This window comes from Mammaliicoccus sp. D-M19 (assembly GCF_022386695.1).
GTDB classification, from domain to species: Bacteria; Bacillota; Bacilli; order Staphylococcales; family Staphylococcaceae; genus Mammaliicoccus; species Mammaliicoccus sciuri.
Genome location: NZ_JAJNHW010000001.1, coordinates 300,300 through 325,418, shown reverse-complemented (window position 1 = coordinate 325,418; position 25,119 = coordinate 300,300). Strand labels below are relative to the sequence as shown.

The window sequence follows — 25,119 nt, the reverse complement described above, 5'->3', positions numbered from 1 at the left end:
TATCTCTTAACTTTAAGTGATAATCGCTCTGTTTTTATATGTTATGCTTTCTTTCAGACATTAATGAGATTTCAAGGTGAATATCGCAATTTCAGGTGAGCAAAAAATTCTAATAGGAAGTCTTGTCATGCCTATACCTTGATTAACGTAAAGAAATTGTCTAGTTCTAATTTGATACAAACCTTGTTTATATACTTTTCCATAAGTTGGTGTATAAATAGCGCCAATCTTAGGAAGTCGAACTTGACCACCATGAGTATGTCCAGAAAGTACTAAATGGATGTTTGGATCTAATAATTTAACTTTATCTGGTTCATGTACGAGTCCGATTCGAAAGTTTATATGACAATTTGGTACTTGGAATGAACTGCTAAAATTAGGCAGACCAAAACATAAATCGTCAATGCCATTAATCTGAATATTACCGTCAGGTGTGTTTACGACGTAAGAACTGTTTAACAAGACTTCAAAACCGGATTTATTCATGATATCTAATACTGTATGAATGCCGTTTGAACCGTAATCATGGTTGCCTGGAACAAAAAACTTTCCATATTTTGATTGAACTGTACGAAATAAAGGTATAACTAGATAAGGGTCAAAAGAAATTTGAGCAATATCATCAAAACAATCACCTGTGAAACAAACAATATCTGCTTCTTGCTTATTGATAAGACGTACAAGTTGATATAAATTTTCTAAATTAGAATAATAACCTAAATGCAAATCTGTTATATGAATAAGTTTCAGATTTGATTTTAGGTTTGTATCAATAGAATGTTTGGTGATTTTAATTTTAGAACTTGGAAATTGAATCTTCATTAATGAATGCCCAATGCTTTATTAAAAGATTCTATATCAACTTGATAAAAAACTTTTCCATTAATGAGAACAGTAGGTGTTGAAAAACTGTCTAGATCGATAAGTTCATTTTTAAACTGTTTGTTTTTTATATTTTTTTCTGTAAATGGAATTTCTTTTTCAGTAAAATATTGTTTTACAAATTGGCAAGGGGGACATTGGTCTTGAGTATAAATTGTAACTTCACTCATAGCTTTCACCTCAACTTTATATAGACATATTATAAATGATTTTTTAAAGCGTTCAACGATTAAGTCCTATTTTGCCATTAATTTGTCATTACTTTGTAAATGTTAAACATTTCACAAATGATTAAAGTGTTGTATAATAAGATTAAATTGTGATGTATATCACAAACGTTGAATGGAGGAATATTATGGATGCAGTAGTTATAAGTCGTTTACTAACTGCTATGACATTGGGGTTCCATATCATTTTTGCAACAATTGGTGTGGGTATCCCATTAATGTTTGCAATTGCTGAATTCATAGGTATTAAGAACAATAATCCTATGTATATTGCGATGGCAAAACGTTGGTCTAAAGGTTATACGATTACTGTAGCGGTCGGAGTAGTTACGGGAACAATTATTGGTCTACAATTATCATTATTGTGGCCATCATTTATGCAATTAGGTGGTCAAGTTATTGCACTACCATTATTTATGGAAACATTCGCCTTTTTCTTTGAGGCTATTTTCTTAAGTATTTATTTATATACGTGGGATAGATTCAAAGGTAAATGGACGCACTTTTTAATTACGTTACCAGTCATTATTGGTGGTACATTTTCAGCGTTCTTTATAACATCTGTGAATTCTTTCATGAATACGCCAAATGGATTCGATTTTATCAATGGAAAATTGATGAATATTGATCCAGTTGCAGCGATGTTTAATGCATCATTCGGTATTAGATCATTTCACGTTGTATCGACTGCGTTTATGACAGCTGCATTTATTTTAGCAAGTATAGCAGCATATCGTTTAATTAAGAATAAATTTATAGACGATAAAGAATATCATAAAAAAGCACTCAAACTTACGATGACAGTCGGTTTAATTGCGAGTTTACTTGCGATGTTAGCAGGAGATTTATCAGCTAAGTTCTTACATCAAGAACAACCTGAAAAATTAGCAGCTATGGAATGGCATTTTGAAAGTGAATCAAAAGCAGACCTTGTATTATTTGGGGTAGTAGATGAAGATAAACAAGAAGTAAAAGGTGCTATTAAAATACCTGGCGCTTTAAGTTTCTTATCTGATAGTAATTTTAATACTGAAGTTAAAGGATTAAACGAATTTAAGAGTGATGAAACACCACCACTTATCATTCACTATTTCTTTGATTTGATGGTATTCTTTGGTGTTTATTGTTTTGTCGTTTCAGCTTTATTTATTGTATTAAAATGGGTGAAAAAATGGTCACAATATAGTAAACCAATCTTATATTTAGCAGTATTAACCGGACCACTTGCAATGCTTGCAATTGAATTTGGTTGGTTCTTAGCCGAGATGGGTAGACAACCTTGGATATTAAGAGGTTACTTAAAAGTTGCACAAGCTGCAACAAATGCTGACGGACTAGCACTCGTATTCATTGCATTTGCAATACTTTATTTAGTTCTTGGTATTTCATCAAGTTATGTACTTATTAGAATGTTTAGTCACAGTAAAGCGACTGATGATGTAAACAAAATAATAGACAGAAAGGGTGAAGTATAATGGATTATCAACATATAGGTATTACAGTGCTTTGGCTCTTTCTGTTTGGTTACATTATTATTGGTGCGATTGACTTTGGTGCAGGATTCTTCGCATTTCACGCGAAATTAACGAAACAGGATCATATTATCAATAACTTAATTTCTAGATATTTAAACCCTGTTTGGGAAGTAACAAACGTATTCTTCGTATTCTTTTTTGTAGGAATAGTTGGATTCTTTCCAGATTCTGCTTATTATTTCGGGTCAACATTATTAATACCTGGAAGTATTGCATTAATTCTACTGACCATTCGTGGTAGTTTTTATGCATTTGAAAACTATGGACAAGATAGTAAGTTATCGTGGTTATTCTTATATGGTGGAACAGGTTTATTGATTCCAGCATCATTATCAACAATTTTAACAATTGCTGAAGGTGGCTATATAAAAGAAACAAGTGATGGTGTTCACCTACAATGGGTTGATTTATTATTAAGTCCATATGCATGGGCAGTCGTATTTTTAGCAATTATTTCTGTGTTATATATTTCATCAGGATTTTTAACATTTTATGCAAACAAAGCTAAAGATTCTGAAGCATATCATTTATTGAGACAGTGGTTCCTTATATGGGCAATTCCAATGATCATCATTTGTCAGTTCGTTTTTTTATCTTTAAGACAACATAATGAAACGCATTTTAATAATGCAGTCGGCAGTTATTGGTGGTTATTCGGTTTAAGTATTATATTCTTTCTCATTGCTGTTGGATTAATATACTTTAAAAAAGCACATGGTGTTGCTTTTATTATGATATTATTACAATTCGGTACAGCGTTCTTTGGATATGGTGTAAGTAAATTACCATATATATTAGATCCGTTTATTAATATTGATAAAGCAGTTGTGAACGATCAAATGGCATTAATGCTTGTAATCGTATTTATTTTAGGTTTACTTTTACTCGTGCCATCGCTTATATTATTATTAAGATTATTTATCTTTGATGCTGATTACGTTAAAGGTAAAAAATAAGATTATTAAAAAGTATGGAGGCATATCATGAGTAGGGAGTATGTAGTTATAGGTTTAGGCCGATTTGGCGGAAGTATTGTAAGAGAGCTCAATGCTTTAGATATGGATGTAATGGCCATTGATGCAGATGAAGCAAGAGTGAATGAGTTCAGTGATATCGCCACACATGCGGTGATTGCAGATACAACAGATGAAGCGGTCATGAAAAGTTTAGGTATACGTAATTTCGATCATGTAATTGTTGCAATAGGTGAGAATATACAAGCGAGTACATTAACAACCTTAATTCTTAAAGAATTAGGTGTTAAAAAAGTTACCGCTAAAGCTCAAAACGATTATCACGCTAAAATTCTCAATAAAATAGGTGCGGATACTGTTGTCCATCCAGAAAGAGATATGGGTCGTCGTATCGCACATAATGTTGCTAGCGCATCTGTACTAGACTACTTAGAACTCTCTGATGAGTATTCAATTGTAGAAATTAAAGCAGGGGAAAGACTTGCTGGTAGTTCTATATTAGAATTGGATGTACGTGCAAATTACGGTATAAATATCATTGCTGTTAAAAGAGGTAAAGATATCATCGTAGCACCAGATCCAAATGAAAATATTGAATTTCATGATATATTAATCGTGATAGGTCATGACAATGATTTAAATAGATTTGAGAAGAAACTTGTAAATGAGTAAAAAAACACCCGTAATTTTTAGAAATTACGGGTGTTTTTATGTTTTATTTAATTTTCATGATAATTGGTAAAATCATTGGTTTACGAGCTGTTTTTTCGTATAAATAAGGTTGTAAAGCTTCAGTAATTGTAGATTTAACGTGATGCCATTCTACTTTATCATTATTGTTTAGCTTTTCAATAACAGCTTTTTTGATTAATCGTTGTGCATCGTAAATTAAATGACCTGATTCTCTCATATATACAAATCCTCTAGAGATGATGTCTGGACCTGAGAGTAGTTGTTTCGTTTTGAAATCTATACTTACAACAACTATTACAAGACCTTCTTCTGAAAGGACTTTACGGTCTTTAATTACGACATTACCGATATCTCCAATTCCGCTACCATCAACAAATACATTTCCTGATGGAATACGGCCAGCATATCTTGCAGAATCTTTAGTAAGTGCGAGCACATCACCAATTTCATATACGAATATATTATCTGGATCTACACCACAGTTTACACCAGTTTCACTATGTTTCTTAAGCATTCTATATTCACCATGAATTGGCATAAAGTATTTAGGCTTAATTAAACGTAACATTAATTTTTGTTCATCTTGTGAACCGTGACCTGAAGTATGAATGTTTGATAATTTACCGTGAATAACATCAGCACCAGCTTTGTATAAAGCGTTGATTGTTCTATTTACACTCTTCGTGTTACCTGGAATAGGTGATGAACTGAATACAACTGTATCATCTGGAATAATGCTGATTTGTCTATGTGTACCATTAGCAATTCTTGATAATGCTGCCATTGGTTCACCTTGAGAACCTGTACATAAAATAAGAATTTCATGTTTTGGAACGGTATTAATTTTGTTTGGTTCAATAAATGTTTCAGGTGGTACTTTAATATAACCCAATTCTGTACCAATTTTAATATTGTTCTCCATTGAACGACCGAAGACAACAATTTTACGATTGTATTTAACGGCTGCTTCAACAGCTTGTTGAACTCTATAAATATTAGAAGCAAATGTTGCAAAAATAATTCTACCTGAACACTTACGGAAAATCTCATCTACGTTTTGTCCAACTTCCTTTTCACTTAATGTAAAGTTAGGAACTTCGGAATTTGTAGAGTCTGATAACAAACATAACACGCCTTCTTCACCAAGTTGAGCCATTTTGGCAATATTTGCAGGTTTACCAACAGGTGTGAAATCAAATTTAAAGTCACCTGTATGAACAATTTTACCTTCTGGTGTATCTGCAATAATCCCGTATGCTTCTGGAATACTATGAGTTGTTAAATAAAATGAAATCTTGAAATGTTTAAATTCAAATACTGAATCTTCATCAATTTCATTTAATTGAGCAGTCTTCAATAAATTATGTTCTTCCAATTTATTTCTAATAAGACCTAAAGCAAGTGGTCCACTATAAATCGGAACATTCATTTGTTTTAATAAAAATGGGACACCACCGATATGGTCTTCGTGTCCATGAGTGATAAATAAAGCTTTCACTTTATGTTTATTTTGAATTAAGTACGTATAATCTGGTATCACGTAATCGATACCAAGAAGATCGTCATCAGGGAATTTAATACCTGCATCAATGACAATGATTTCATCTTGATATTCGAGGGCGTACGTGTTTTTACCAATTTCACCGAGACCACCCAGTGCGTATACGCCTACTTCATTTTTTTGTAAAGGCTTCATTTAGATTGTCTCCACATTAAAGTGATCAGATTTCTTTTCATATTCTAAATGAGCGCCCTCTAATTTTTGGACAAATTCGATATTGTAATTACGGTCAGATAAATATCTTCTTACTTGTTCTTCAGTTTGTCCTTCGAAATATTTTGTTTGTGTACTTTCACGTACGATTACTTCACTTTTGTCTTCTTGAAAAAATACTTTAAATACTGCCATATATATAAATCCTCCTAGGTTAATTAACATAAATAAAGCCCTAGTTTTTAAGTCTAGGGTTTGTCAATTTCAAAATTTGATTCCCGTACATTTTTAAAAGTAATTATATGAAAATATATAAATACCTTTTTAATAAGTTCATTTTACATGAAAATTAGAGATAAATAAAGATATTTAACTAAATCTTTCATATATATTGATTATCAACTAGAATAGAGACAAGGAGGCGATGAAAGTTGAATAAGAAATTAATATTTTTTGATATAGATGGTACAATCTATGATGAAAACAAAGAAATTCCAGAATCAACTATTGATGCGATAAAAAAATTAAAAGAAGCTGGCCATATCGTCGCAATTGCAACAGGTAGAGCACCGTATATGTTTAAAGAAGTTATTAGAGAAACAGGTATTGATACTTTTGTTTCGCTAAACGGACAAATTGTTGTAAATAATGGAGAAATTATTAGTAAATATCCATTAAATAAAGAGGAACTTACCAGTATAGTAAACAAAGCACACGCGAATAATCATCCACTAGTATTCTTCGGCGAAACAGCAGTGTATGCAAATGTAGAAAGTGATAACGACATTTCTGAAAGTCTTGGAACATTAAAGATGGATTATCCAGAATATCACAATACATATTATCTTGATTACCCAGTTTATCAAGCACTTATTTTCCATGCTGACGATGAAGATGACAAGTACGATAATCAATTCAATGCGTTGAAATTCTATAGATGGCATCCACTAAGTAGAGATGTAGTGCCAAATGATCGTTCTAAAGCAGAAGGCATAAAAGAACTCAGTGATAAATTAGGATTCCCATTAAGCGAAGTAGTTGCATTCGGTGATGGACCAAATGATGTAGAAATGATTACTGAAGTAGGGTGTGGTGTAGCAATGGGTAATGCCGTTGACGCACTAAAAGAAGTTTGTGATTTTGAAACGAAACATGTAAGTGAAAATGGTATATACTATGCATGTATAGAATTAGGATTGATAGATGAATAGGATGTGAATTTTATGGATAAGGTCGAACGCATCATCAAAACAATCGATGCAGAAAAAAATAGATCTGACAAACAATTTAAAGGAATAGAATTTAATATTCGAAAAAATGAAGTTGTTATGATCTATAACTATGATGAAATGATTAATAACGTTAAACAAGATCCACATTACATTCGACATAACAAAGATCCAGAATGGTTAAGTTTGGATGAATTAACCGCTATTCAAAAAGCACTAAAAGAAAAAAACATTCATTTCATCGAACGAAGAGATGAATTTATGTAATGAATAAATTCATGAGACAGAAGAACAGTAATCTACAATTGGAAGATTGAGATTACTGTTTTTTATTGATAAAATAGAAATCATCGGGTGTGTAAGTTAGGGACATAATTCTGAGAAGTGTCCGTAAGAGGTGCAGTTAGGGACATAATTCCAAGAAATGTCCGTAAGAGGTGCAGTTAGGGACATAATTCTGAGAAGTGTCCGTAAGAGGTGCAGTTAGGGACATAATTCCGAGAAGTGTCCGTAAGAGGTGCAGTTAGGGACATAATTCCGAGAAATGTCCGTAAGTGAGCAGTTTCTAATTACCACAATTCAGAATAATGACATTAAAAAGAGCGAATACCAACTGAATGGTATTCGCTCTTTTATCATCATACTTATTTAATTAATTTCTACTGCATCATCATACTTATTTAATTAATTTCTACTGCATCATCATACTTATTTAATTAATTTCTACTGCATCATCGAGTGGTTTGAATGGATCTTCTTCGTTAATATAGTCATAGAACATGATGCCATTTAAATGATCGATTTCATGTTGCAATACGATTGCTGGATATCCTTTGAATCTTTTCTTAAATGGATTTCCTTCTATATCATATGCTTGAATCGTTACTTTATAATTACGATGTACGAGTCCTGGTTTTGATTCATCTACACTTAAGCATCCTTCGCCACCATTTAAATATGCTTTTTGTACACTATGGCTTACGATTTTAGGATTGATAAGTTGAAGTTCGATTTGGTTTCCTTTTCCGTCATCTTGAATATATACTGCTAACATTTTTTTAGAAACATTGATTTGTGGAGCGGCAAGACCTACGCCAGAACGTAATTTGTATTTTTTAGCAAGTTCTTCATTTTGAGAATTCTTTAGGAATTCCATCATTTCATTTAATATTTCTTTATCTTCAGTCGATACTGGTAATTCTACTTCTTCGGCTCTCTTTCTAAGTGTTTCGTGGCCGTCACGAATAATATTTTCCATCGTTATCATTTACATGCACCTTCCTCATATAAAATATTATCAAAAACTGGTCATTTTTACATCTATTATTAATTGTATAAATAAAAAAAACAGAGTAACATATTGATAGGATTAAAAGGAGGAATTACGAATGATTGGCAAGAAATTTGTGACATTAACATTAGCGACTTCATTAATTTTAACAGCATGTGGTCAATCTAAAGAATCACTTGAATCTTTTTATAACAAAGTTGAAAAAGCAAATAAAGAAGAAAAAGTTATTGTTGATTTAAATGAGAAAATGACTAAGGCAGAAAAAGACAAAGTTAAAAAAATCGAAGCATTAAATAAAGCTAAAAATGATGACTTTAAAACAAAAGCGCAAGAATTAACTGACGGCATTAAAGATAGAGAAGAAATCGTAAAAGATGAAACGTCAGCAATGAAGAAGTCTAAAGATATTTATGAAACGTCTAAAAAGGACTATAAAAATATAGAAGATGAAGAACAATTAAAAGAAGCTAAAGAATTAAAGAATGCATTAGACGAAAAGTATAAGTTACATAACGAAGTGATGGATGCATATAAAGAGGTATTAAAAACGGAAAAAGATTTATTTAGTTATTTATCAAAAGACAATGCTACGCAAAAAGGTGCAAATGATCGTTCTTCTAAATTGACAGAAGTTAATAAAAAGACTGAAAAAGTTGTAACAGATTATCAAAATACTTTAAGAAAAGTCCAACAAGAAAAGAAAGATGTTTCAGCTATTTTAGATAAATAATTTGTATTAGTACAGCTAATATTATGTTTTAGTACAGTTACATAAAAACCTTTAATTAGTGGGGTTTTTAAGATGTTAGTATTTTTTATTTAACAGTAAAACAGTTTTGTGTTAGAATGATTAAGAAATGATTATTTAATATAGGGAAAGGTATGGTGAATTGAATGGCTCCGAGAAAAAAAGCCCAATTCGATGCAGTAGCGACTTTAAATGAAATAGAGTCTAAGTTTGAAATGGTTCAAGTTTTAGATGAAGAAGGAAATGTCGTAAATAGTGACTTGTTACCAGACTTATCTGACGAAGAACTTGTTGAATTAATGGAAAGAATGGTTTGGACTCGTGTTCTTGATCAACGTTCTATTTCATTAAATAGACAAGGACGTCTAGGTTTCTATGCACCAACAGCTGGACAAGAAGCTTCACAATTAGCTTCACATTATGCGTTAGAGAAAGAAGACTATGTATTACCTGGTTACCGTGATGTGCCACAATTAATTTGGCATGGTTTACCATTAACAAAAGCTTTCTTATTCTCACGTGGACACTTTATTGGAAATCAATTTCCAGAAGGTGTTAATGCTTTAAGTCCACAAATTATTATTGGTGCACAGTTTATCCAAACAGCTGGTGTAGCATTAGGTCTTAAAAAACGTGGTAAGAAAAATGTTGCAATTACTTACACTGGTGATGGCGGTTCTTCACAAGGTGACTTCTATGAAGGTATCAACTTTGCTTCTGCTTACAAAGCACCTGCAATTTTCGTTATCCAAAATAACAACTATGCGATTTCAACACCTCGTGACAAACAAACGGCTGCTAAAACTTTAGCTCAAAAATCAGTAGCAGTTGGTATTCCAGGTGTATTAGTAGATGGAATGGATGCATTAGCAGTATATGCAGTAACTAAACAAGCGCGTGAACGTGCAGTAAATGGTGAAGGTCCATCATTAATCGAAACATTAACTTACCGTTACGGTCCACATACAATGGCTGGTGATGATCCAACTCGTTATAGAACTTCTGATGAAGATTCTGATTGGGAAAAGAAAGATCCATTAGTACGTTTCAGAAAATATCTTGAAGCGAAAAACTTATGGTCTGAAGAAAAAGAAAACGAAGTAATGGAAAAAGCTAAAGAAGAAATTAAAACAGCTATCAAAGAGGCAGATAATACGCCTAAACAAAAAGTTACAGACTTAATGGAAAACATGTATGAAGAAATGCCTCACAATTTAGCTGAACAATATGAAATTTACAAAGAGAAGGAGTCGAAATAAGTCATGGCACAAATGACAATGATTCAAGCGATTAACAATGCGCTTCAAAACGAATTAAAAAGAGACGAAGATGTTCTATTATTCGGTGAAGACGTTGGTGTAAACGGCGGTGTATTCCGTGCAACAGAAGGTTTACAAAAAGAATTCGGTGAAGATCGTGTATTTGATACACCTCTAGCTGAATCAGGTATTGGTGGTCTAGCTTTAGGTTTAACGCTTGAAGGTTACCGTCCTGTCATGGAAATCCAATTCTTTGGTTTCGTATTTGAAGTTATGGACTCAATTGCTGGTCAAATAGCTCGTCACCGTTTCCGTTCAGGTAACTCAAAAGTGGCTCCAATCACAATCCGTGCGCCATTTGGTGGTGGTGTTCATACACCAGAATTACACGCAGACAACTTAGAAGGTTTAGTAGCACAATCTCCTGGTTTGAAAGTTGTTATTCCTTCAAACCCATACGATGCTAAAGGACTATTAATTTCTGCAATCCGCAGTAATGACCCAGTTGTTTATTTAGAACACATGAAGTTATACCGTTCATTCCGTGAAGAGGTACCTGAAGAAGAGTACGAAGTAGAAATCGGTAAAGCTAAAGTTAAACGTGAAGGTACAGATTTAACAATCATTACTTATGGTGCAATGGTTCAAGAATCATTAAAAGCTGCTGAAGATTTAGAAAAAGATGGTTATTCAGTTGAAGTTATTGACTTAATCACTGTTCAACCATTAGATGTTGAAACAATTGTTAAATCAGTAGAAAAAACAAACCGTGTAATCGTAGTTCAAGAAGCTCAAAAACAAGCAGGCGTTGGCGCAAGTGTTGTAGCTGAAATCTCTGAAAGAGCTGTTCTTTCATTAGAAGCTCCTATTGCACGTGTAGCAGCTGCTGACACTATTTATCCATTCACACAAGCAGAAGGTGTTTGGTTACCAAACAAAAAAGATATCGTAGCGCAAGCTAAAGAAACATTAGAGTTTTAATGCGCATTAAAATACGGATTTAATATTTAGGAGGAAAAAATCGTGTCATTCGAATTTAAATTACCAGATATCGGTGAAGGTATCCACGAAGGTGAAATTGTAAAATGGTTTGTTAAAGCAGGAGACGAAATTCAAGAAGACGATGTATTATGTGAAGTACAAAATGATAAATCTGTCGTTGAAATTCCATCACCTGTTGCAGGTAAAATTGAAGAAGTTATGGTTGAAGAAGGTACAGTATCTGTTGTTGGTGATACAATTGTTAAAATTGATGCACCAGACGCAGAAGGCTTACAATTCAAAGGTCATGACGACGATGAAGAAGAAACTAAAGAAGAAGCACCAGCTGAAGAAGCTAAAGAAGAAGCAACTACTGAAACTCAATCAGAAAATGTTGATGAGTCTAAACGTGTAATTGCTATGCCTTCAGTTCGTAAATTTGCTCGTGATAACGATGTAAATATTAAAGCTGTTTCAGGTTCAGGTAAAAATGGCCGTATCTTAAAAGAAGACGTTGAAGCATACTTAAATGGTGGTGCTACTTCAGAGCAACCAGCAAAAGAAGAAGCTCAAACTACATCTGAAGATACACAAGCAGTACAATCTCCACAAGTACCAGAAGGAGAATTCCCTGAAACTCGTGAGAAAATACCAGCTATGCGTAAGGCAATTGCTAAAGCAATGGTTAACTCTAAGCATACTGCACCTCACGTAACATTAATGGATGAAATTGATGTTCAAGAATTATGGGATCACCGTAAAAAATTCAAAGAAGTTGCTGCTGAGCAAGGTACTAAATTAACATTCTTACCATATGTTGTTAAAGCATTAGTATCCGCACTTAAGAAATACCCAGCATTAAATACTGAATTTGATGAAGAAAATGGTGAAATTGTTCATAAACATTACTATAATATAGGTATAGCTGCGGATACTGATCGTGGTTTATTAGTACCAGTAGTCAAAAATGCAGATCACAAATCAATGTTCGAAATTTCTGATGAAATTAACGAATTAGCTGTTAAAGCACGTGATGGTAAACTACAAGCTAACGAAATGAAAGGCGCAACATGTACGATAAGTAATATCGGTTCAGCAGGTGGACAATGGTTTACACCAGTAATCAACCATCCTGAAGTTGCTATTTTAGGTATCGGTCGTATTGCTCAAAAACCTATCGTTAAAGATGGAGAAATTATTGCTGCACCTGTATTATCACTATCATTAAGTTTCGACCATAGACAAATTGATGGTGCTACTGGACAAAACGCAATGAACCATATTAAGAGATTATTAAATAATCCAGAATTATTATTAATGGAGGGGTAAAAATGGTAGTTGGAGATTTTCCTATTGAAACAGATACTATTGTAATTGGAGCAGGTCCTGGTGGATATGTTGCAGCAATTCGTGCAGCACAATTAGGACAAAAAGTAACAATCGTTGAAAAAGGCGAATTAGGTGGTGTATGTTTAAACGTTGGTTGTATCCCATCTAAAGCTTTATTATCAGCATCACACCGTTTCCACAATGCTCAACATTCAGAAGATATGGGTGTTGTAGCTGAGAAAGTAGCATTAAACTTCGAAAAAGTTCAAGAGTTCAAAAATGGCGTAGTTAAAAAATTAACAGGCGGCGTAGCTGGACTAATGAAAGGTAACAAAATCGATGTTGTTAAGGGAGAAGCATACTTTGTAGATGAAAATAACTTAAAAGTTATGACTGAAAAAGCATCTCAAACTTATACTTTCAAAAATGCAATTATCGCAACTGGTTCACGACCAATTGAAATTCCTAATTTCAAATTTGGTAAACGTGTCATTGATTCTACAGGTGCATTAGCACTTCAAGAAGTTCCTAAAAAATTAGTAGTAGTAGGTGGCGGATACATTGGTTCTGAGCTAGGTACTGCATATGCTAACTTTGGTTCTGAAGTAACAATTCTTGAAGGTGCTAAAGACATTTTAGGTGGATTTGAAAAGCAAATGACTCAAATCGTTAAAAAAGGTCTTAAAGCTAAAGGTGTAGAAATCGTTACAGAAGCGATGGCTAAATCAGCTGAAGAAACTGACAACGGCGTTAAAGTTACTTATGAAGCTGGCGGAGAAACAAAAGAAATCGATGCAGACTATGTATTAGTTACAGTAGGACGTCGACCAAATACTGATGAATTAGGTCTTGAAGAATTAGGTCTAAAAATGTCAGATCGTGGTTTAGTTGAAGTTGACGAACAAAGCCGTAGTTCAATCAGCAATATCTATGCAATCGGTGATATTGTTGCTGGACCTCCACTTGCTCATAAAGCAAGTTACGAAGCTAAAGTAGCTGCTGAAGCAATTTCTGGTGAAAAATCAGCTGTAGATTACTTAGGTATTCCGGCAGTATGTTTCACTGAACCAGAATTAGCAACAGTAGGTTACACTGAAGCTAGCGCTAAAGAAGAAGGTTTAGAAATTAAAGCTGCTAAGTTCCCATTTGCTGCAAATGGTCGTGCATTAGCATTAAATGAAACTGCTGGTTTCGTTAAACTTATCGCTTTAAAAGAAAATGGTCTTCTAATTGGTGCACAAGTTGCTGGTACAGGCGCTTCAGATATCATTGCTGAATTAGGTTTAGCAATTGAAACAGGTATGACTGCTGAAGACGTATCATTAACAATTCATGCTCACCCAACATTAGGTGAAATTTCTATGGAAGCTGCAGAAGTAGCATTAGGAACACCTATCCATACAATGTAATCATAAAAATATAAGGCTGAGACATATTTATGTCCCAGCCTTTTTTTGTAAAGGAGTAGAAAATATGGAGTATAGTTATCCAATAGATGTGGATTGGTCGCAAGAAGAAATTCTTGAAGTGATGGCATTTTATAATCTTATAGAAGATGCATATGAAAGTGAAGCAAATGTAGAAGAATTAGATAAAGCTTATAAAAACTTTAAGAAAATTATTCCTGGTAAATCTGATGAGAATAATTTTTATAAAGCTTTCAAAGATGAGAGTGGCTATGATGGCTATAAAGTTGTTAAAGCTTTAAAAGAGAATAAAGAAGCGACAACGATTTCAGTTAAATAATATTATAAAATCCCCCAAAAAAGTGTTGAACTATAAAATGATTTCTGTTATTTTATTAAAGGTACTAAACTTAATGTTTAGTAAAAGTAAACATTACACTTTCTTGGGGGATTTATGAATATAGGAGAAAAACTTAAAAATTTAAGGTATCAAAAGAACCTAACACAAGAAGAACTTGGAGAGCGTACAGATTTATCTAAAGGGTATATTTCGCAATTAGAAAGAAATTTATCTTCACCATCTATGGAAACATTTTTGAATATTTTAGATGTATTAGGGGTTGAGCCTAGTGAGTTTTTTAATGAGAAATTGTATCAAGCCCGTATACATTATCCTGAACAAGAACACACGATATATGATGAATATGATTTAGGTTACAAAATCAAATGGCTCGTTCCAGATTCAAATGAATTTGAAATGGAACCTGTTATTATCACTTTAAAAAGTGGATCTAAATATAAAGCATTTAGCCCATCAAATTCTGAAACATTTGCATATGTAAAAAAAGGATTCATAACTTTAAATATAGGGAATCAAACATATACTGCTAAAAGTGGAGAATGTTTTTATTTTAAAGCGCATGAAACGCATCAGTTTTTAAATCAATCTAACAAAGATGCTGAAGTATTAATCGTAGCTACAGAATCGTATTTATAGGAGGTAAGGTATGAAACAACCAATCATAAAGTTCGAAGGCATTTCAAAGAACTTTAACAACACGCAAGTATTAGATGATGTCAGTTTTGAAATTGAAGAAGGTAAATTTTATACATTATTAGGTCCATCAGGATGTGGTAAAACGACAATTTTAAAATTGATAGCAGGATTTGAAATACCAACAAAAGGTAATATTTTGTTTAATAATAAAATTATAAACAAAGTGCCAGCAAATAATAGGAAAGTTAATACAGTGTTCCAAGATTACGCGTTATTTCCTCATTTAAATGTATACGACAATGTAGCATTTGGACTAAAAATAAAAAAGTTAAATAAAAAAGATATTCAAACTAAAGTAAAAGAAGCATTAAAATTAGTGAAGCTTGAAGGATATGAACAACGTAAAATCACTGAAATGAGTGGTGGTCAAAAGCAACGTGTCGCAATTGCTAGAGCAATTGCGAATGAACCTGAAATTATCTTGCTTGATGAGCCATTATCAGCTTTAGACTTAAAGTTAAGAACAGAAATGCAATATGAATTACGTGAATTGCAACAACGATTAGGTATTACGTTTATATTTGTCACACATGACCAAGAAGAAGCATTAGCAATGAGTGATTACATATTTGTTATGAAAGACGGAAAAATTCAACAAAGTGGTACACCTGTAGACATATATGACGAACCGGTCAATAAATTCGTAGCAGATTTCATTGGAGAATCTAATATTGTTACAGGTGTCATGAAACGTGATTATGTTGTTGAAATGTACGGAATTCCTTATGAATGTGTAGATGCTGGATTTGAGAAAGATGCTAAAGTTGACGTAGTGATTCGTCCAGAAGATATCACGATTAAATCGGAGAATGAAGGTCGTATCTCTGCAGTTGTAGATTCTCAATTATTTAGAGGTGTTCATTATGAAATCTGTTGTTATGATGCACAAGGTAATGAATGGATAATCCAAACGACGAAAAAAGCAACAATCGGTGAAACAGTAGGACTTGATTTTGATTCAGAAGCGATTCATATTATGTTGCCAGGTGAAACAGAAGAAGAATTTGATCGTCGAATTGAAAGCTATGAGGATGAGGAACATGCATAAAATAAAATCATTATTACTCGTACCTTACATGATATGGATAGTATTATTTATTATCGTTCCAATTGCTATGATTTTTTATGCATCATTACTTGATATTCATGGGCACTTTTCATTCGAGAATTACCAGAACTTTTTTACAAGTAGTTATTTAGAAATGACTTTAAGTTCAGCTTGGTATGCATTAATTATTACTTTCTTTTGTTTGCTAATCAGTTATCCATTAGCGTTAACACTTAGAAATGCTAAACATAAAGATATATTATTATTACTCGTTATCTTACCTACATGGATTAACTTGTTACTTAAGACGTATGCCTTTATTGGTATCCTCAGTCATGATGGTTTATTAAATAAAATTTTAAGCATATTTCACGTACCATCAACAGAATTATTATTTACAAGTACAGCATTTATCATCGTTTCGGTTTATATTTATATTCCTTTTATGCTGTTACCAATCTTTAATTCAATGGATGAAATACCAGAGAATTTATTACAAGCTTCAAGAGACTTAGGTGCAAATAGTTTTACAACATTTAAAAATGTCATCGTGCCTTTAACATTAGAAGGCGTGAAAACGGGTATCCAAATTACATTTATACCGGCATTATCTTTATTTATGATTACGCGTTTAATCGCAGGTAATAAAGTTGTTAACTTAGGTACAGCTATACAAGAACAGTTTTTAGTTACACAAAATTATGGTATGGGTTCTACGATAGCAGTGTTCTTAATATTAGCTATGGCTCTGATACTCATTATTACGAAATCTAAATCAGAGAATAAGGAGGTATAGTATGAAATTAACAGGAAAACTTTATTTTACACTTATACTTATATTTCTATACTTGCCTATCTTTTTCTTGATATTTTATTCATTTAATGGTGCGGGTAACATGACGCATTTTAAAGGATTTACATTTGATCATTATACATCGGTGTTTCAAAATAAGCGCTTGTTAGTGATTATCGTGAACACCATTGCGATCGCATTGTTGGCAGCAAGTATCTCTACTTTAATCGGCATATGTGGTGCAATAGGTATCTACTACTTAAGAAATAAAAAATTAAAAGTGGGATTACTAACGTTGAATAATATCTTAATGGTAAGTTCTGATGTTGTTATTGGTTCGTCATTTTTACTGTTATTTACAGTTATTGGTCATTATACAGGTATGGGACTCGGTTTCTGGTCAGTATTAATTTCTCATATAGCATTTTGTGTACCAATAGTAGTGCTTTTAGTGCTTCCTAAACTTTATGATATGAATACATCAATGATCGATGCAGCTAAAGATTTAGGTGCAACTTCATGGCAAACACTTATTAAAGTTGTGATACCTCATATTCTACCGGGTGCAATTGGTGGATTCTTTATGGCACTTACGTACTCGTTAGATGACTTTACAGTGAGCTTCTTTGTGACAGGTAGTGGCTTTAGCGTATTATCTGTTGAAGTATATTCTATGGCTAGAAAAGGTATTACGATGGAAATCAATGCGATTTCTACATTGCTATTTGCTTTAGTCATGATACTGATTTTAGGATATTATTTCTTAAAAAGAGGCCAACAAAAAAGACTTGAAAAAAGAGGGGGCATTATAAGATGAAACAATTAATGCAGTTAGTCGGCATTTCAATTGTTGTAGGGGCATTGTTAATGTTATCTACTAAATTAATTGATCCGCCTCCTTCTAAAGGAAAAAAGAATGTCATTTATGTATATAACTGGGGAGAATATATTGACCCAGATTTGACGAAAAAATTTGAAAAACAAACAGGTATTAAAGTCGTATACGAAACGTTTGATTCCAATGAAGCGATGATGGCTAAAATTAAAAACGGTGGTACAGCATATGATGTTGCTGTGCCGAGTGAGTATACTGTTGAAAAAATGAAAAAAGAAAAGTTATTAATACCGATTGATCATAAAAAAGTACCGAATTTAAAAAATATTGATAAAGATTTTATGAATTTACCATTTGATCCAGGTAATAAATACTCCGTACCTTATTTTTGGGGAACAGTGGGTATTTTGTATAATCCTGAAACAACAAAAGGTATCAATTTTAATACATGGAATAGTCTATGGGATAAACGTCTCAAAGATGATGTATTAATCGTTGATGGTTCAAGAGAAGGTATTGGATTTGCATTAAATAGCGTGAATGAAAGTTTAAATGAAACGAATAAGCAAAAACTGAAAAAAGCACAAGATAAATTAATTAAGTTATCACCTAATGTTCGAGGTGTTGTAGGTGATGAAATTAATACAATGATGGTTCAGAACGAATCAGATGTAGCCGTTGTTTGGAGTGGTATGGCAGCTGATATTATGACTGAAAATGATAAATTGGATTTTGTCGTACCTAAAGAAGGTTCAAACTTATGGTTTGATAATATCGTTATACCTAAGACAGCTCAAAATGTTGATGGCGCACATAAATTTATTAACTTCTTATTAGAAGAGAAGAATGGAAAACAAAATGCAGAATGGGTTGGATATGCAACACCAAATAAAGCTTCTTATAATCTTTTAGATAAGAGTGTTAGAGAAGACGAGCGTTTCTACCCTGATTCTTCAGTAAGAAATAAACTTGAAGTTTATGAAGATTTAGGAAAAGAAAATATTGGAGCGTATAATGAAGCCTTTTTAAAATTTAAAATGTCGCTTAATTAGTCAATATAAAGGGTCTTTGTGAGAAACAAAGCCCTTTTTTTGTTATAATTAAAACCAATTCATTATTAGGAGGTAAACATGATGAATTCATATGTAGAACATGTGAGACAACCAGTTGGTAGAGGTGTAGAAAAATTTCTCGGCTGGTTTGCTTGGATTATATTATTGGGCATAACAGCCTTATCTTTATTTGCTGCACTTGTCGTATTAAATAATCCAGAAAATATAAATAGGCTAGAAACTTTAATTAATAGACTAAATATTAATATTACGACTAATGGACAATTAATGTCTGCTAGTGAAGTAGCGCTAAATATTCAAAATGGTATTTGGTTATTTATAATTTACTTGATTATTGTTTTAATATTTTCATTTATTGGTTTAGTTTTAATGAGATGGAGAATATTTTCGGCTTTTGTATTTTTACTATTAGCAATTATTACAATTCCATTATTTATTGTGCTTGTACCATTATTTTTCTTTATTGTATGTATTTTATTATTCGTAAGAAAAGATAAAATATTACCAGTTCAAGGTATGGCACCACAACAACCTTATTATGAAAATCAACGAGAAAATATTCAACCACAGCCAAGAGAACGTCAACGAGTTGAACCTAAAAAGCAATATCGAGAAGAACATGTAGAAGAGTCATCACATGAGAAAGAACGCTCAGCACAAGTTGATTCAGTAGAACAAACTGAAACTGCTCATAGTGAGGAAGTGCTTTCTCGTAGTAAAAAGCATCAAAATAAAAAACAACGAAATCAACAAGAAGAAACAAAGGTTGAAGACTTAGATGATGCAAATCAGTCAGATATTAATCTGCAAGAGGATATTGGTCAAAGACATGAAGATCCATACAATTATGAAACAACACAATCAGATGAGTATCAAGTTCAACCTGATAAACTGAAAAAAGAAAAGAAACCTAAAAAAGTAAAACCTAATGCAACGATTGAAAGAAGAAATAATTACGAAAAAAGAATGCAACAACAGAAAAAATATTTTGAAGAAAAAAATAAGGACGAACAAAATATAGAAAAAAACGATAATAAACTTGATAAATAAAATTTAGATTGAGATAATAATAATTGACAAATTTTAGGAGGGTTAAAATGAAAAGAACAACAGAATATATATTACTTGTTATAGGTGCAGTATTTTCATTAATTGGAATTGTATTGGCATTTATAACGAAATCTGTTTCAAACACTGCTCAATTTAAGATGGAATTTGAGCAACAAATACAAAATAATCCAGAGTTACAAAATGAAATATCTTCGGATCAATTGTCATCTGTTATGAGTAGCTTTACAAATTATGCACTTATCGTTCTAATCATTAGTATTGTATTAGCGATAGTGGCATTAGTATTTGTTAAAAAACAGAGAATTTTATCTGGTATATCAGCTATACTTGGTGGTATTGTTTCAATACTTATCTTTAACATCATTTCATTCCTTGTATTAATTATTGCGGGTATTATGTTATTAGTGAGAAAAGAAAAAAATCATCAATTTGAAGATGTGAATTTCCAAAATGATCATAATCATTTAGACGATAACAATCATCAACAAAATCAGTTTAATTCAGAAGATAAAAAGAAAAAAGATGACGATCCATATATTTATTAATCAATATATAAGTAACAGCCCTTCAGTTCAATACTGAAGGGCTGTTATTTTAAATATTAACTATAAAATTTGATTAATTCATCAAATGTTTCATCTAAAAATGCAGTAAATGATTTATCTGTTTTTAACACATCAGACTTAGGATCTAAAGTACGTGCTACAAAGAACTCAGCTTTTTTAATATCTTTAAGTCTTTTAATATGATGTTTCAAATCTTCTGTAGATAATGAATCAATAGGAGACTTATCAATATTATAATGATCGAAACATAATGAATAATCACTTGGTAAGTCTTCTAATAAGTTAAAGTTTTTATTTAAAAAGTCAGCCATTTGACCTTTGTTTTTATTTTCATGCATGACACCAAACATTATAAATAATTGTGATTCAAATAAGCCAATTTGAAAATGTGGTAACATTTTATATCCACGTTGATTAGTCGCAAAGGCAACCCATGTATCTTTAGGGGGATTAACAGTTCTTCTTGCATGTTTTGCAACATGGTAATGGAATGTATCTCCAGTTTGTTCAGTTAAATATTTTGTATATCTTTCACCTAAAGCATGTAATTGTGGTCTTACTTGTTCGTCTAGTGCTTGCATCCTATTTTCTAAACCTTCAACACTAAAAACTTTAAAATCTTTTTGTTTAAACGTATACTTAGTCATAGTTGTCCTCCTTATAACTGTGGTACTTAACAATATTTTATCATAAATTTTTTTGAATATATAAAGAACAATGCTAATATAAAAATAACATAGGAGGTTTTGTCATGGAAATATACAAATTTGCTTATCAAATAATACAAGAAGCGGGTCAAATTATTCGTGATTCAATAGATGACGATATTCAAATTGAAACAAAGTCAAACCCTAATGATTTAGTGACAAATATAGATAAAGAAACAGAAGAAAGATTATTTAATCAAATTAAATCTACATATCCAGAACATCGCATTTTAGGAGAAGAAGGTCACGGCACGGATATTGATAATACAGAGGGCGTCCTATGGATTGTTGACCCAATAGATGGCACGCTAAACTTTGTACATCAACAAGAAAATTTCGCCATTTCAATCGGTATTTTTATTGATGGTGAAAAATATGCAGGATTTGTATATGATGTGATGAACGATAAAATGTATCACGCCATAGCTGGTAAAGGTGCATGGTTAAATAATGAACAACTTAAACCTTTAGAAGACACTGATTTGAAGACCAGTTTAATTTCAACAAATCCATTATGGTTAACAAAAGAAAAATTAGCTAAAATCTACATGCCAATTGTTGATCAAGCAAGAAGTACAAGAGCATACGGATCAGCAGCATTAGACTTTGCTAACGTTGCAAAAGGCAATACAAGTGCATATTTAACAATGCGATTACATCCATGGGACTTTGCAGGAGGCTTAATAATTGCTGAAGAAGTAGGCGCAGTTGTAACAAACCAATTAGGAGAACACTTAAATATATTAGAAGCGAATTCAATACTAATAGGCAATAAAAAAATTCACCAAGAATTATTGAATGAATACTTCTTACCATACAAGATAATGTTAGAACAAATTCATACAGAAAGATTTAAAGGAAAGTAGAGTGCAAGGCTTAAACAATTATTGTTTAAGCCTTTTTTTATAAAGGCAGAATTCAGAGAAATGTCCGTAAGAGTGGTCTATCTAATTACCACAATTCGAAATAATGAAAGTTAGATCCTAATTAATATCATCAACTTTATACACCTAACCTTAATACAAAAAAGCATATCACGATAACGTTTCGTTAAGTGATATGCTTTTCATTTGATGTCGTATGATGTTTATAGCCAACCGTTTTCACGGTATTTCTTTTTAAGTGTAAAACCAAATCCCATAGTTGCAACGATTAACAATACTGCTAATAACATAAACAACATAGAACCTTCTGCTAATGCAAAGCTAAACACTAAAAGGAGACATGTTACAATTAAAGCAAGTAGTACGAATATTGCTTTAGATTTCTTCATTTATATCCATCCTTTAACCGTTTTCATTATTTTATTATGCTTCACATTTAAAGAAAAATCAACCTGTTGATTAAAACGCTATCAAATAAAAAATATGGAAATTTGAGTAAATCTGTTCAATAATAGTTATTTTTCAAACGATTTATGTTATAATTATCAAGTTATAAATTTAAGTCGAATAAATGTCGATTAATTTAAATCGGAGAGGAAAATTTTTTGCATGACTAATTTAAGAGAAAATGTACGTAACATTGCGATTATTGCCCACGTTGACCACGGAAAAACAACTTTAGTAGATGAATTATTAAAGCAATCTGGTATTTTTCGTGAAAATGAACATATAGCAGAACGTGCGATGGATTCAAACGACCTTGAAAAAGAACGCGGTATTACGATATTAGCTAAAAATACGGCAATTGACTATAAAGATCACCGTATCAATATACTAGATACACCTGGACATGCTGACTTCGGAGGAGAAGTTGAGCGTATTATGAAAATGGTTGATGGTGTTGTATTAGTAGTAGATGCTTATGAAGGAACGATGCCACAAACACGTTTCGTACTTAAAAAAGCATTAGAACAAAATTTAAAACCAGTAGTAGTTGTTAATAAAATAGATAAACCTTCTGCAAGACCAGAACAAGTTGTAGATGAAGTATTAGATTTATTTATTGAATTAGATGCAAATGATGAGCAACTTGAATTCCCAGTTGTATATGCATCTGCATTAAGTGGTACTGCTAGTTTAGAATCTGATAAACAAGACGAAAACATGCAATGTCTATATGAAACAATTTTAGAATATGTACCAGCACCTATTGATAATAGAGATGAGCCATTACAGTTCCAAGTTGCATTATTAGATTATAATGATTATGTTGGACGTATTGGTGTAGGGCGTGTATTCAGAGGGACAATTAAAGTTGGACAACAAGTATCATTAGTTAAGATTGATGGTACCGTTAAAAACTTTAGAGTTACAAAAATCTTTGGTTTCTTTGGTTTAAATCGTATAGAAATTGATGAAGCATACGCTGGTGACCTAATCGCTATTAGTGGTATGGAAGATATTAACGTAGGTGAAACAATTACACCTCAAGATCATGTTGAAGCTTTGCCAATTTTAAGAATTGATGAGCCAACATTAGAAATGACATTCTCAGTTAATAATTCTCCATTCGCTGGTAAAGAAGGTACTTACGTAACAGCTCGTAAGATTGAAGAAAGATTAGAAACACAATTAGAAACGGATGTTTCTTTACGTGTAACACCTACCGATTCACCTGATGCATGGGTTGTAGCAGGACGTGGGGAGTTACATTTATCTATCCTAATTGAAAATATGAGACGTGAAGGTTATGAATTACAAGTTTCTAAACCTCAAGTTATTATCAAAGAAATAGATGGCGTTAAATCAGAGCCTTATGAACGTGTTCAAATTGATGTTCCTGATGAATATACAGGTGCAATTATTGAATCTTTAGGATCACGTAAAGGTGAAATGGTTGATATGCAATCTAACGAAAATGGACAAACTAAATTAATCTTTATCGTTCCAGCTCGTGGATTAATTGGTTACACTACTGAATTCATGTCAATGACTCGCGGTTATGGTATCATTAACCATACATTCGATTCTTACCGTCCAAGAATTAAAGGACGTATTGGTGGAAGAAGAAATGGTGTTCTTGTATCAATCGATAAAGGTGTAGCAAGTACTTATGCTATCTTGAACTTAGAAGATAGAGGTGTAAACTTCATGGAACCAGGTACTGAAGTTTATGAAGGTATGATTGTTGGTGAAAACACTCGTGAAAACGATCTAACAGTTAACATTACAAAAGTTAAAGCAGCTAACAACATCCGTTCAGCTACTAAAGAACAAACAACAACAATGAAAAAACCTAGAATTTTAACTCTTGAAGAAGCGTTAGAATACTTAAATGATGACGAATTAGTTGAAGTAACACCTGAATCAATTCGTTTAAGAAAGAAAATTTTAGATAAAGCAGAAAGAGAAAGAGCTCAGAAGAGACAAAAAATGGCTGAACAAGAAGAGGAGTGATATAGATGCTCTTAGTTGCTAAAAATGTAAGTGTCAATCCAACAGAAAGGCTTTCATTTTTTGGTAAGTTATTTAGAGTAGATGAGAACCCAGAGCTTGGTATGTGGCTTTTATTATTAACGATTTTTGTATTAAGTGCGATTGTTTATAATTTAGGGTTTGCAAGAAAACTAAAGTTTTGGCAAAACATTATTATCTATATATTACTGTTTTTAGGTTGTTTATTATTAACATTTCTAGCGGTATTCTTGCCAGTAGGAGAAAGTTTAATAATTGCAGCAATTGTTTTAGGTCTATATCGTTACAGACTTCATAAAGAACGAAGTAGCGGTAAACAACAATAAAAAAGGCGGCTCATGA

At 32.3% G+C, this 25,119-nt stretch carries 28 protein-coding genes; 21 read left to right on the top strand and 7 right to left on the bottom strand.

The genetic code is table 11. The features are described from left to right. Positions 1-60: 60 nt before the first annotated feature. On the bottom strand, positions 61-822 hold the full coding sequence (locus tag LQ675_RS01720; RefSeq protein ID WP_078355656.1) for a metallophosphoesterase: 762 nt from the start codon (positions 820-822) through the stop codon (positions 61-63). Continuing rightward, positions 822-1,052 carry a glutaredoxin family protein gene (locus LQ675_RS01715; RefSeq protein WP_048542216.1) on the bottom strand — a complete coding sequence of 77 codons (231 nt, stop codon included), beginning with the start codon at positions 1,050-1,052 and terminating at the stop codon, positions 822-824. Before LQ675_RS01715 ends, LQ675_RS01720 begins: the two co-directional genes overlap by 1 nt. Before the next feature lie 185 nt (positions 1,053-1,237). Here LQ675_RS01715 and LQ675_RS01710 point away from each other — a divergent pair, with 185 nt between their 5' ends. From LQ675_RS01710 to LQ675_RS01700, 3 genes are read left to right on the top strand one after another with little or no spacing between them, the layout of a single operon-like run. Further along, positions 1,238-2,584, top strand: coding sequence for a cytochrome ubiquinol oxidase subunit I (locus LQ675_RS01710; RefSeq protein ID WP_048542217.1), 1,347 nt, complete (start codon positions 1,238-1,240; stop codon positions 2,582-2,584). After that, complete coding sequence (locus LQ675_RS01705; protein ID WP_048542219.1) at positions 2,584-3,600, top strand: cytochrome d ubiquinol oxidase subunit II; 1,017 nt, start codon at positions 2,584-2,586, stop codon at positions 3,598-3,600. Before LQ675_RS01710 ends, LQ675_RS01705 begins: the two co-directional genes overlap by 1 nt. A 27-nt stretch (positions 3,601-3,627) precedes the next feature. Then, positions 3,628-4,290: a potassium channel family protein gene (locus LQ675_RS01700; RefSeq protein ID WP_025905183.1), complete on the top strand. Its 663-nt coding sequence runs from the start codon at positions 3,628-3,630 to the stop codon at positions 4,288-4,290. 43 nt (positions 4,291-4,333) lie between these two features. Here the strand turns inward: LQ675_RS01700 and rnjA are convergent, their stop codons facing one another. After that, positions 4,334-6,007, bottom strand: a complete 1,674-nt coding sequence (gene rnjA, locus LQ675_RS01695; protein WP_025905182.1) for a ribonuclease J1 — start codon at positions 6,005-6,007, stop codon at positions 4,334-4,336. Then, positions 6,008-6,220 (bottom strand): DNA-dependent RNA polymerase subunit epsilon, encoded by a 213-nt coding sequence (locus LQ675_RS01690; RefSeq protein WP_048542221.1) that lies wholly within the window; start codon positions 6,218-6,220, stop codon positions 6,008-6,010. A 236-nt stretch (positions 6,221-6,456) separates the two neighbouring features. Between LQ675_RS01690 and LQ675_RS01685 the strand changes: the two genes are divergently transcribed. Together LQ675_RS01685 and LQ675_RS01680 are read left to right on the top strand one after the other, a co-directional pair. Beyond that, positions 6,457-7,236 carry a Cof-type HAD-IIB family hydrolase gene (locus LQ675_RS01685; RefSeq protein WP_239726752.1) on the top strand — a complete coding sequence of 260 codons (780 nt, stop codon included), beginning with the start codon at positions 6,457-6,459 and terminating at the stop codon, positions 7,234-7,236. Between the two features lie 12 nt (positions 7,237-7,248). Continuing rightward, positions 7,249-7,521, top strand: a complete 273-nt coding sequence (locus tag LQ675_RS01680; RefSeq protein WP_025905179.1) for a hypothetical protein — start codon at positions 7,249-7,251, stop codon at positions 7,519-7,521. Positions 7,522-7,966: 445 nt separating this feature from the next. On the opposite strand, the gene def is transcribed toward LQ675_RS01680, so the two are convergent. Beyond that, positions 7,967-8,521 (bottom strand): peptide deformylase, encoded by a 555-nt coding sequence (gene def, locus LQ675_RS01675; protein ID WP_239726755.1) that lies wholly within the window; start codon positions 8,519-8,521, stop codon positions 7,967-7,969. 121 nt (positions 8,522-8,642) lie between these two features. Here def and LQ675_RS01670 point away from each other — a divergent pair, with 121 nt between their 5' ends. The 13 genes from LQ675_RS01670 to LQ675_RS01610 all read left to right on the top strand — a co-directional run bounded on the left by LQ675_RS01670 (position 8,643) and on the right by LQ675_RS01610 (position 20,690). Next, positions 8,643-9,275, top strand: a complete 633-nt coding sequence (locus LQ675_RS01670) for a YkyA family protein (protein ID WP_048542228.1) — start codon at positions 8,643-8,645, stop codon at positions 9,273-9,275. A 164-nt stretch (positions 9,276-9,439) separates the two neighbouring features. Further along, positions 9,440-10,552, top strand: coding sequence for a pyruvate dehydrogenase (acetyl-transferring) E1 component subunit alpha (gene pdhA, locus LQ675_RS01665; protein ID WP_048542229.1), 1,113 nt, complete (start codon positions 9,440-9,442; stop codon positions 10,550-10,552). Between the two features lie 3 nt (positions 10,553-10,555). Beyond that, positions 10,556-11,533, top strand: a complete 978-nt coding sequence (locus LQ675_RS01660; RefSeq protein WP_048542233.1) for an alpha-ketoacid dehydrogenase subunit beta — start codon at positions 10,556-10,558, stop codon at positions 11,531-11,533. Positions 11,534-11,575: 42 nt separating this feature from the next. After that, a complete protein-coding gene (locus tag LQ675_RS01655) occupies positions 11,576-12,862 on the top strand; it encodes a dihydrolipoamide acetyltransferase family protein (RefSeq protein ID WP_049319345.1) in 1,287 nt (428 codons plus the stop codon). Between the two features lie 2 nt (positions 12,863-12,864). Next, complete coding sequence (gene lpdA, locus LQ675_RS01650) at positions 12,865-14,271, top strand: dihydrolipoyl dehydrogenase (RefSeq protein ID WP_048542237.1); 1,407 nt, start codon at positions 12,865-12,867, stop codon at positions 14,269-14,271. Between the two features lie 64 nt (positions 14,272-14,335). Beyond that, positions 14,336-14,608, top strand: coding sequence for a UPF0223 family protein (locus LQ675_RS01645; RefSeq protein ID WP_048542241.1), 273 nt, complete (start codon positions 14,336-14,338; stop codon positions 14,606-14,608). Positions 14,609-14,722: 114 nt separating this feature from the next. Next, on the top strand, positions 14,723-15,265 hold the full coding sequence (locus tag LQ675_RS01640) for a helix-turn-helix domain-containing protein (RefSeq protein ID WP_048542242.1): 543 nt from the start codon (positions 14,723-14,725) through the stop codon (positions 15,263-15,265). Positions 15,266-15,275: 10 nt separating this feature from the next. Further along, on the top strand, positions 15,276-16,373 hold the full coding sequence (locus tag LQ675_RS01635; protein WP_048542244.1) for an ABC transporter ATP-binding protein: 1,098 nt from the start codon (positions 15,276-15,278) through the stop codon (positions 16,371-16,373). Next, complete coding sequence (locus LQ675_RS01630) at positions 16,366-17,169, top strand: ABC transporter permease (protein ID WP_088592420.1); 804 nt, start codon at positions 16,366-16,368, stop codon at positions 17,167-17,169. Before LQ675_RS01635 ends, LQ675_RS01630 begins: the two co-directional genes overlap by 8 nt. A gap of 1 nt (position 17,170) precedes the next feature. After that, positions 17,171-17,983: an ABC transporter permease gene (locus tag LQ675_RS01625; RefSeq protein ID WP_049319340.1), complete on the top strand. Its 813-nt coding sequence runs from the start codon at positions 17,171-17,173 to the stop codon at positions 17,981-17,983. Continuing rightward, positions 17,980-19,053, top strand: coding sequence for an ABC transporter substrate-binding protein (locus LQ675_RS01620; protein WP_107601794.1), 1,074 nt, complete (start codon positions 17,980-17,982; stop codon positions 19,051-19,053). The genes LQ675_RS01625 and LQ675_RS01620 overlap by 4 nt, the downstream gene beginning before the upstream one ends. Positions 19,054-19,134: 81 nt before the next feature. After that, positions 19,135-20,124 (top strand): DUF4064 domain-containing protein, encoded by a 990-nt coding sequence (locus LQ675_RS01615; RefSeq protein ID WP_158258865.1) that lies wholly within the window; start codon positions 19,135-19,137, stop codon positions 20,122-20,124. A gap of 47 nt (positions 20,125-20,171) precedes the next feature. Beyond that, entirely contained in the window at positions 20,172-20,690 is a 519-nt protein-coding gene (locus tag LQ675_RS01610) for a DUF4064 domain-containing protein (protein ID WP_058611428.1), read from the top strand. A gap of 56 nt (positions 20,691-20,746) precedes the next feature. Here LQ675_RS01610 and LQ675_RS01605 read toward each other — a convergent pair whose 3' ends face one another. Next, positions 20,747-21,358, bottom strand: coding sequence for a YktB family protein (locus LQ675_RS01605; RefSeq protein ID WP_037587436.1), 612 nt, complete (start codon positions 21,356-21,358; stop codon positions 20,747-20,749). Positions 21,359-21,462: 104 nt separating this feature from the next. Between LQ675_RS01605 and LQ675_RS01600 the strand changes: the two genes are divergently transcribed. Continuing rightward, positions 21,463-22,284, top strand: a complete 822-nt coding sequence (locus tag LQ675_RS01600) for an inositol monophosphatase family protein (protein WP_048542257.1) — start codon at positions 21,463-21,465, stop codon at positions 22,282-22,284. 221 nt (positions 22,285-22,505) lie between these two features. Here LQ675_RS01600 and LQ675_RS01595 read toward each other — a convergent pair whose 3' ends face one another. Beyond that, positions 22,506-22,691, bottom strand: coding sequence for a DUF5325 family protein (locus LQ675_RS01595; RefSeq protein WP_048542258.1), 186 nt, complete (start codon positions 22,689-22,691; stop codon positions 22,506-22,508). Between the two features lie 220 nt (positions 22,692-22,911). Between LQ675_RS01595 and typA the strand changes: the two genes are divergently transcribed. Then, a complete protein-coding gene (typA, locus tag LQ675_RS01590) occupies positions 22,912-24,759 on the top strand; it encodes a translational GTPase TypA (RefSeq protein ID WP_048542260.1) in 1,848 nt (615 codons plus the stop codon). 5 nt (positions 24,760-24,764) lie between these two features. Continuing rightward, a complete protein-coding gene (locus LQ675_RS01585; protein ID WP_037587446.1) occupies positions 24,765-25,103 on the top strand; it encodes a YlaH-like family protein in 339 nt (112 codons plus the stop codon). Positions 25,104-25,119: the final 16 nt, after the last annotated feature.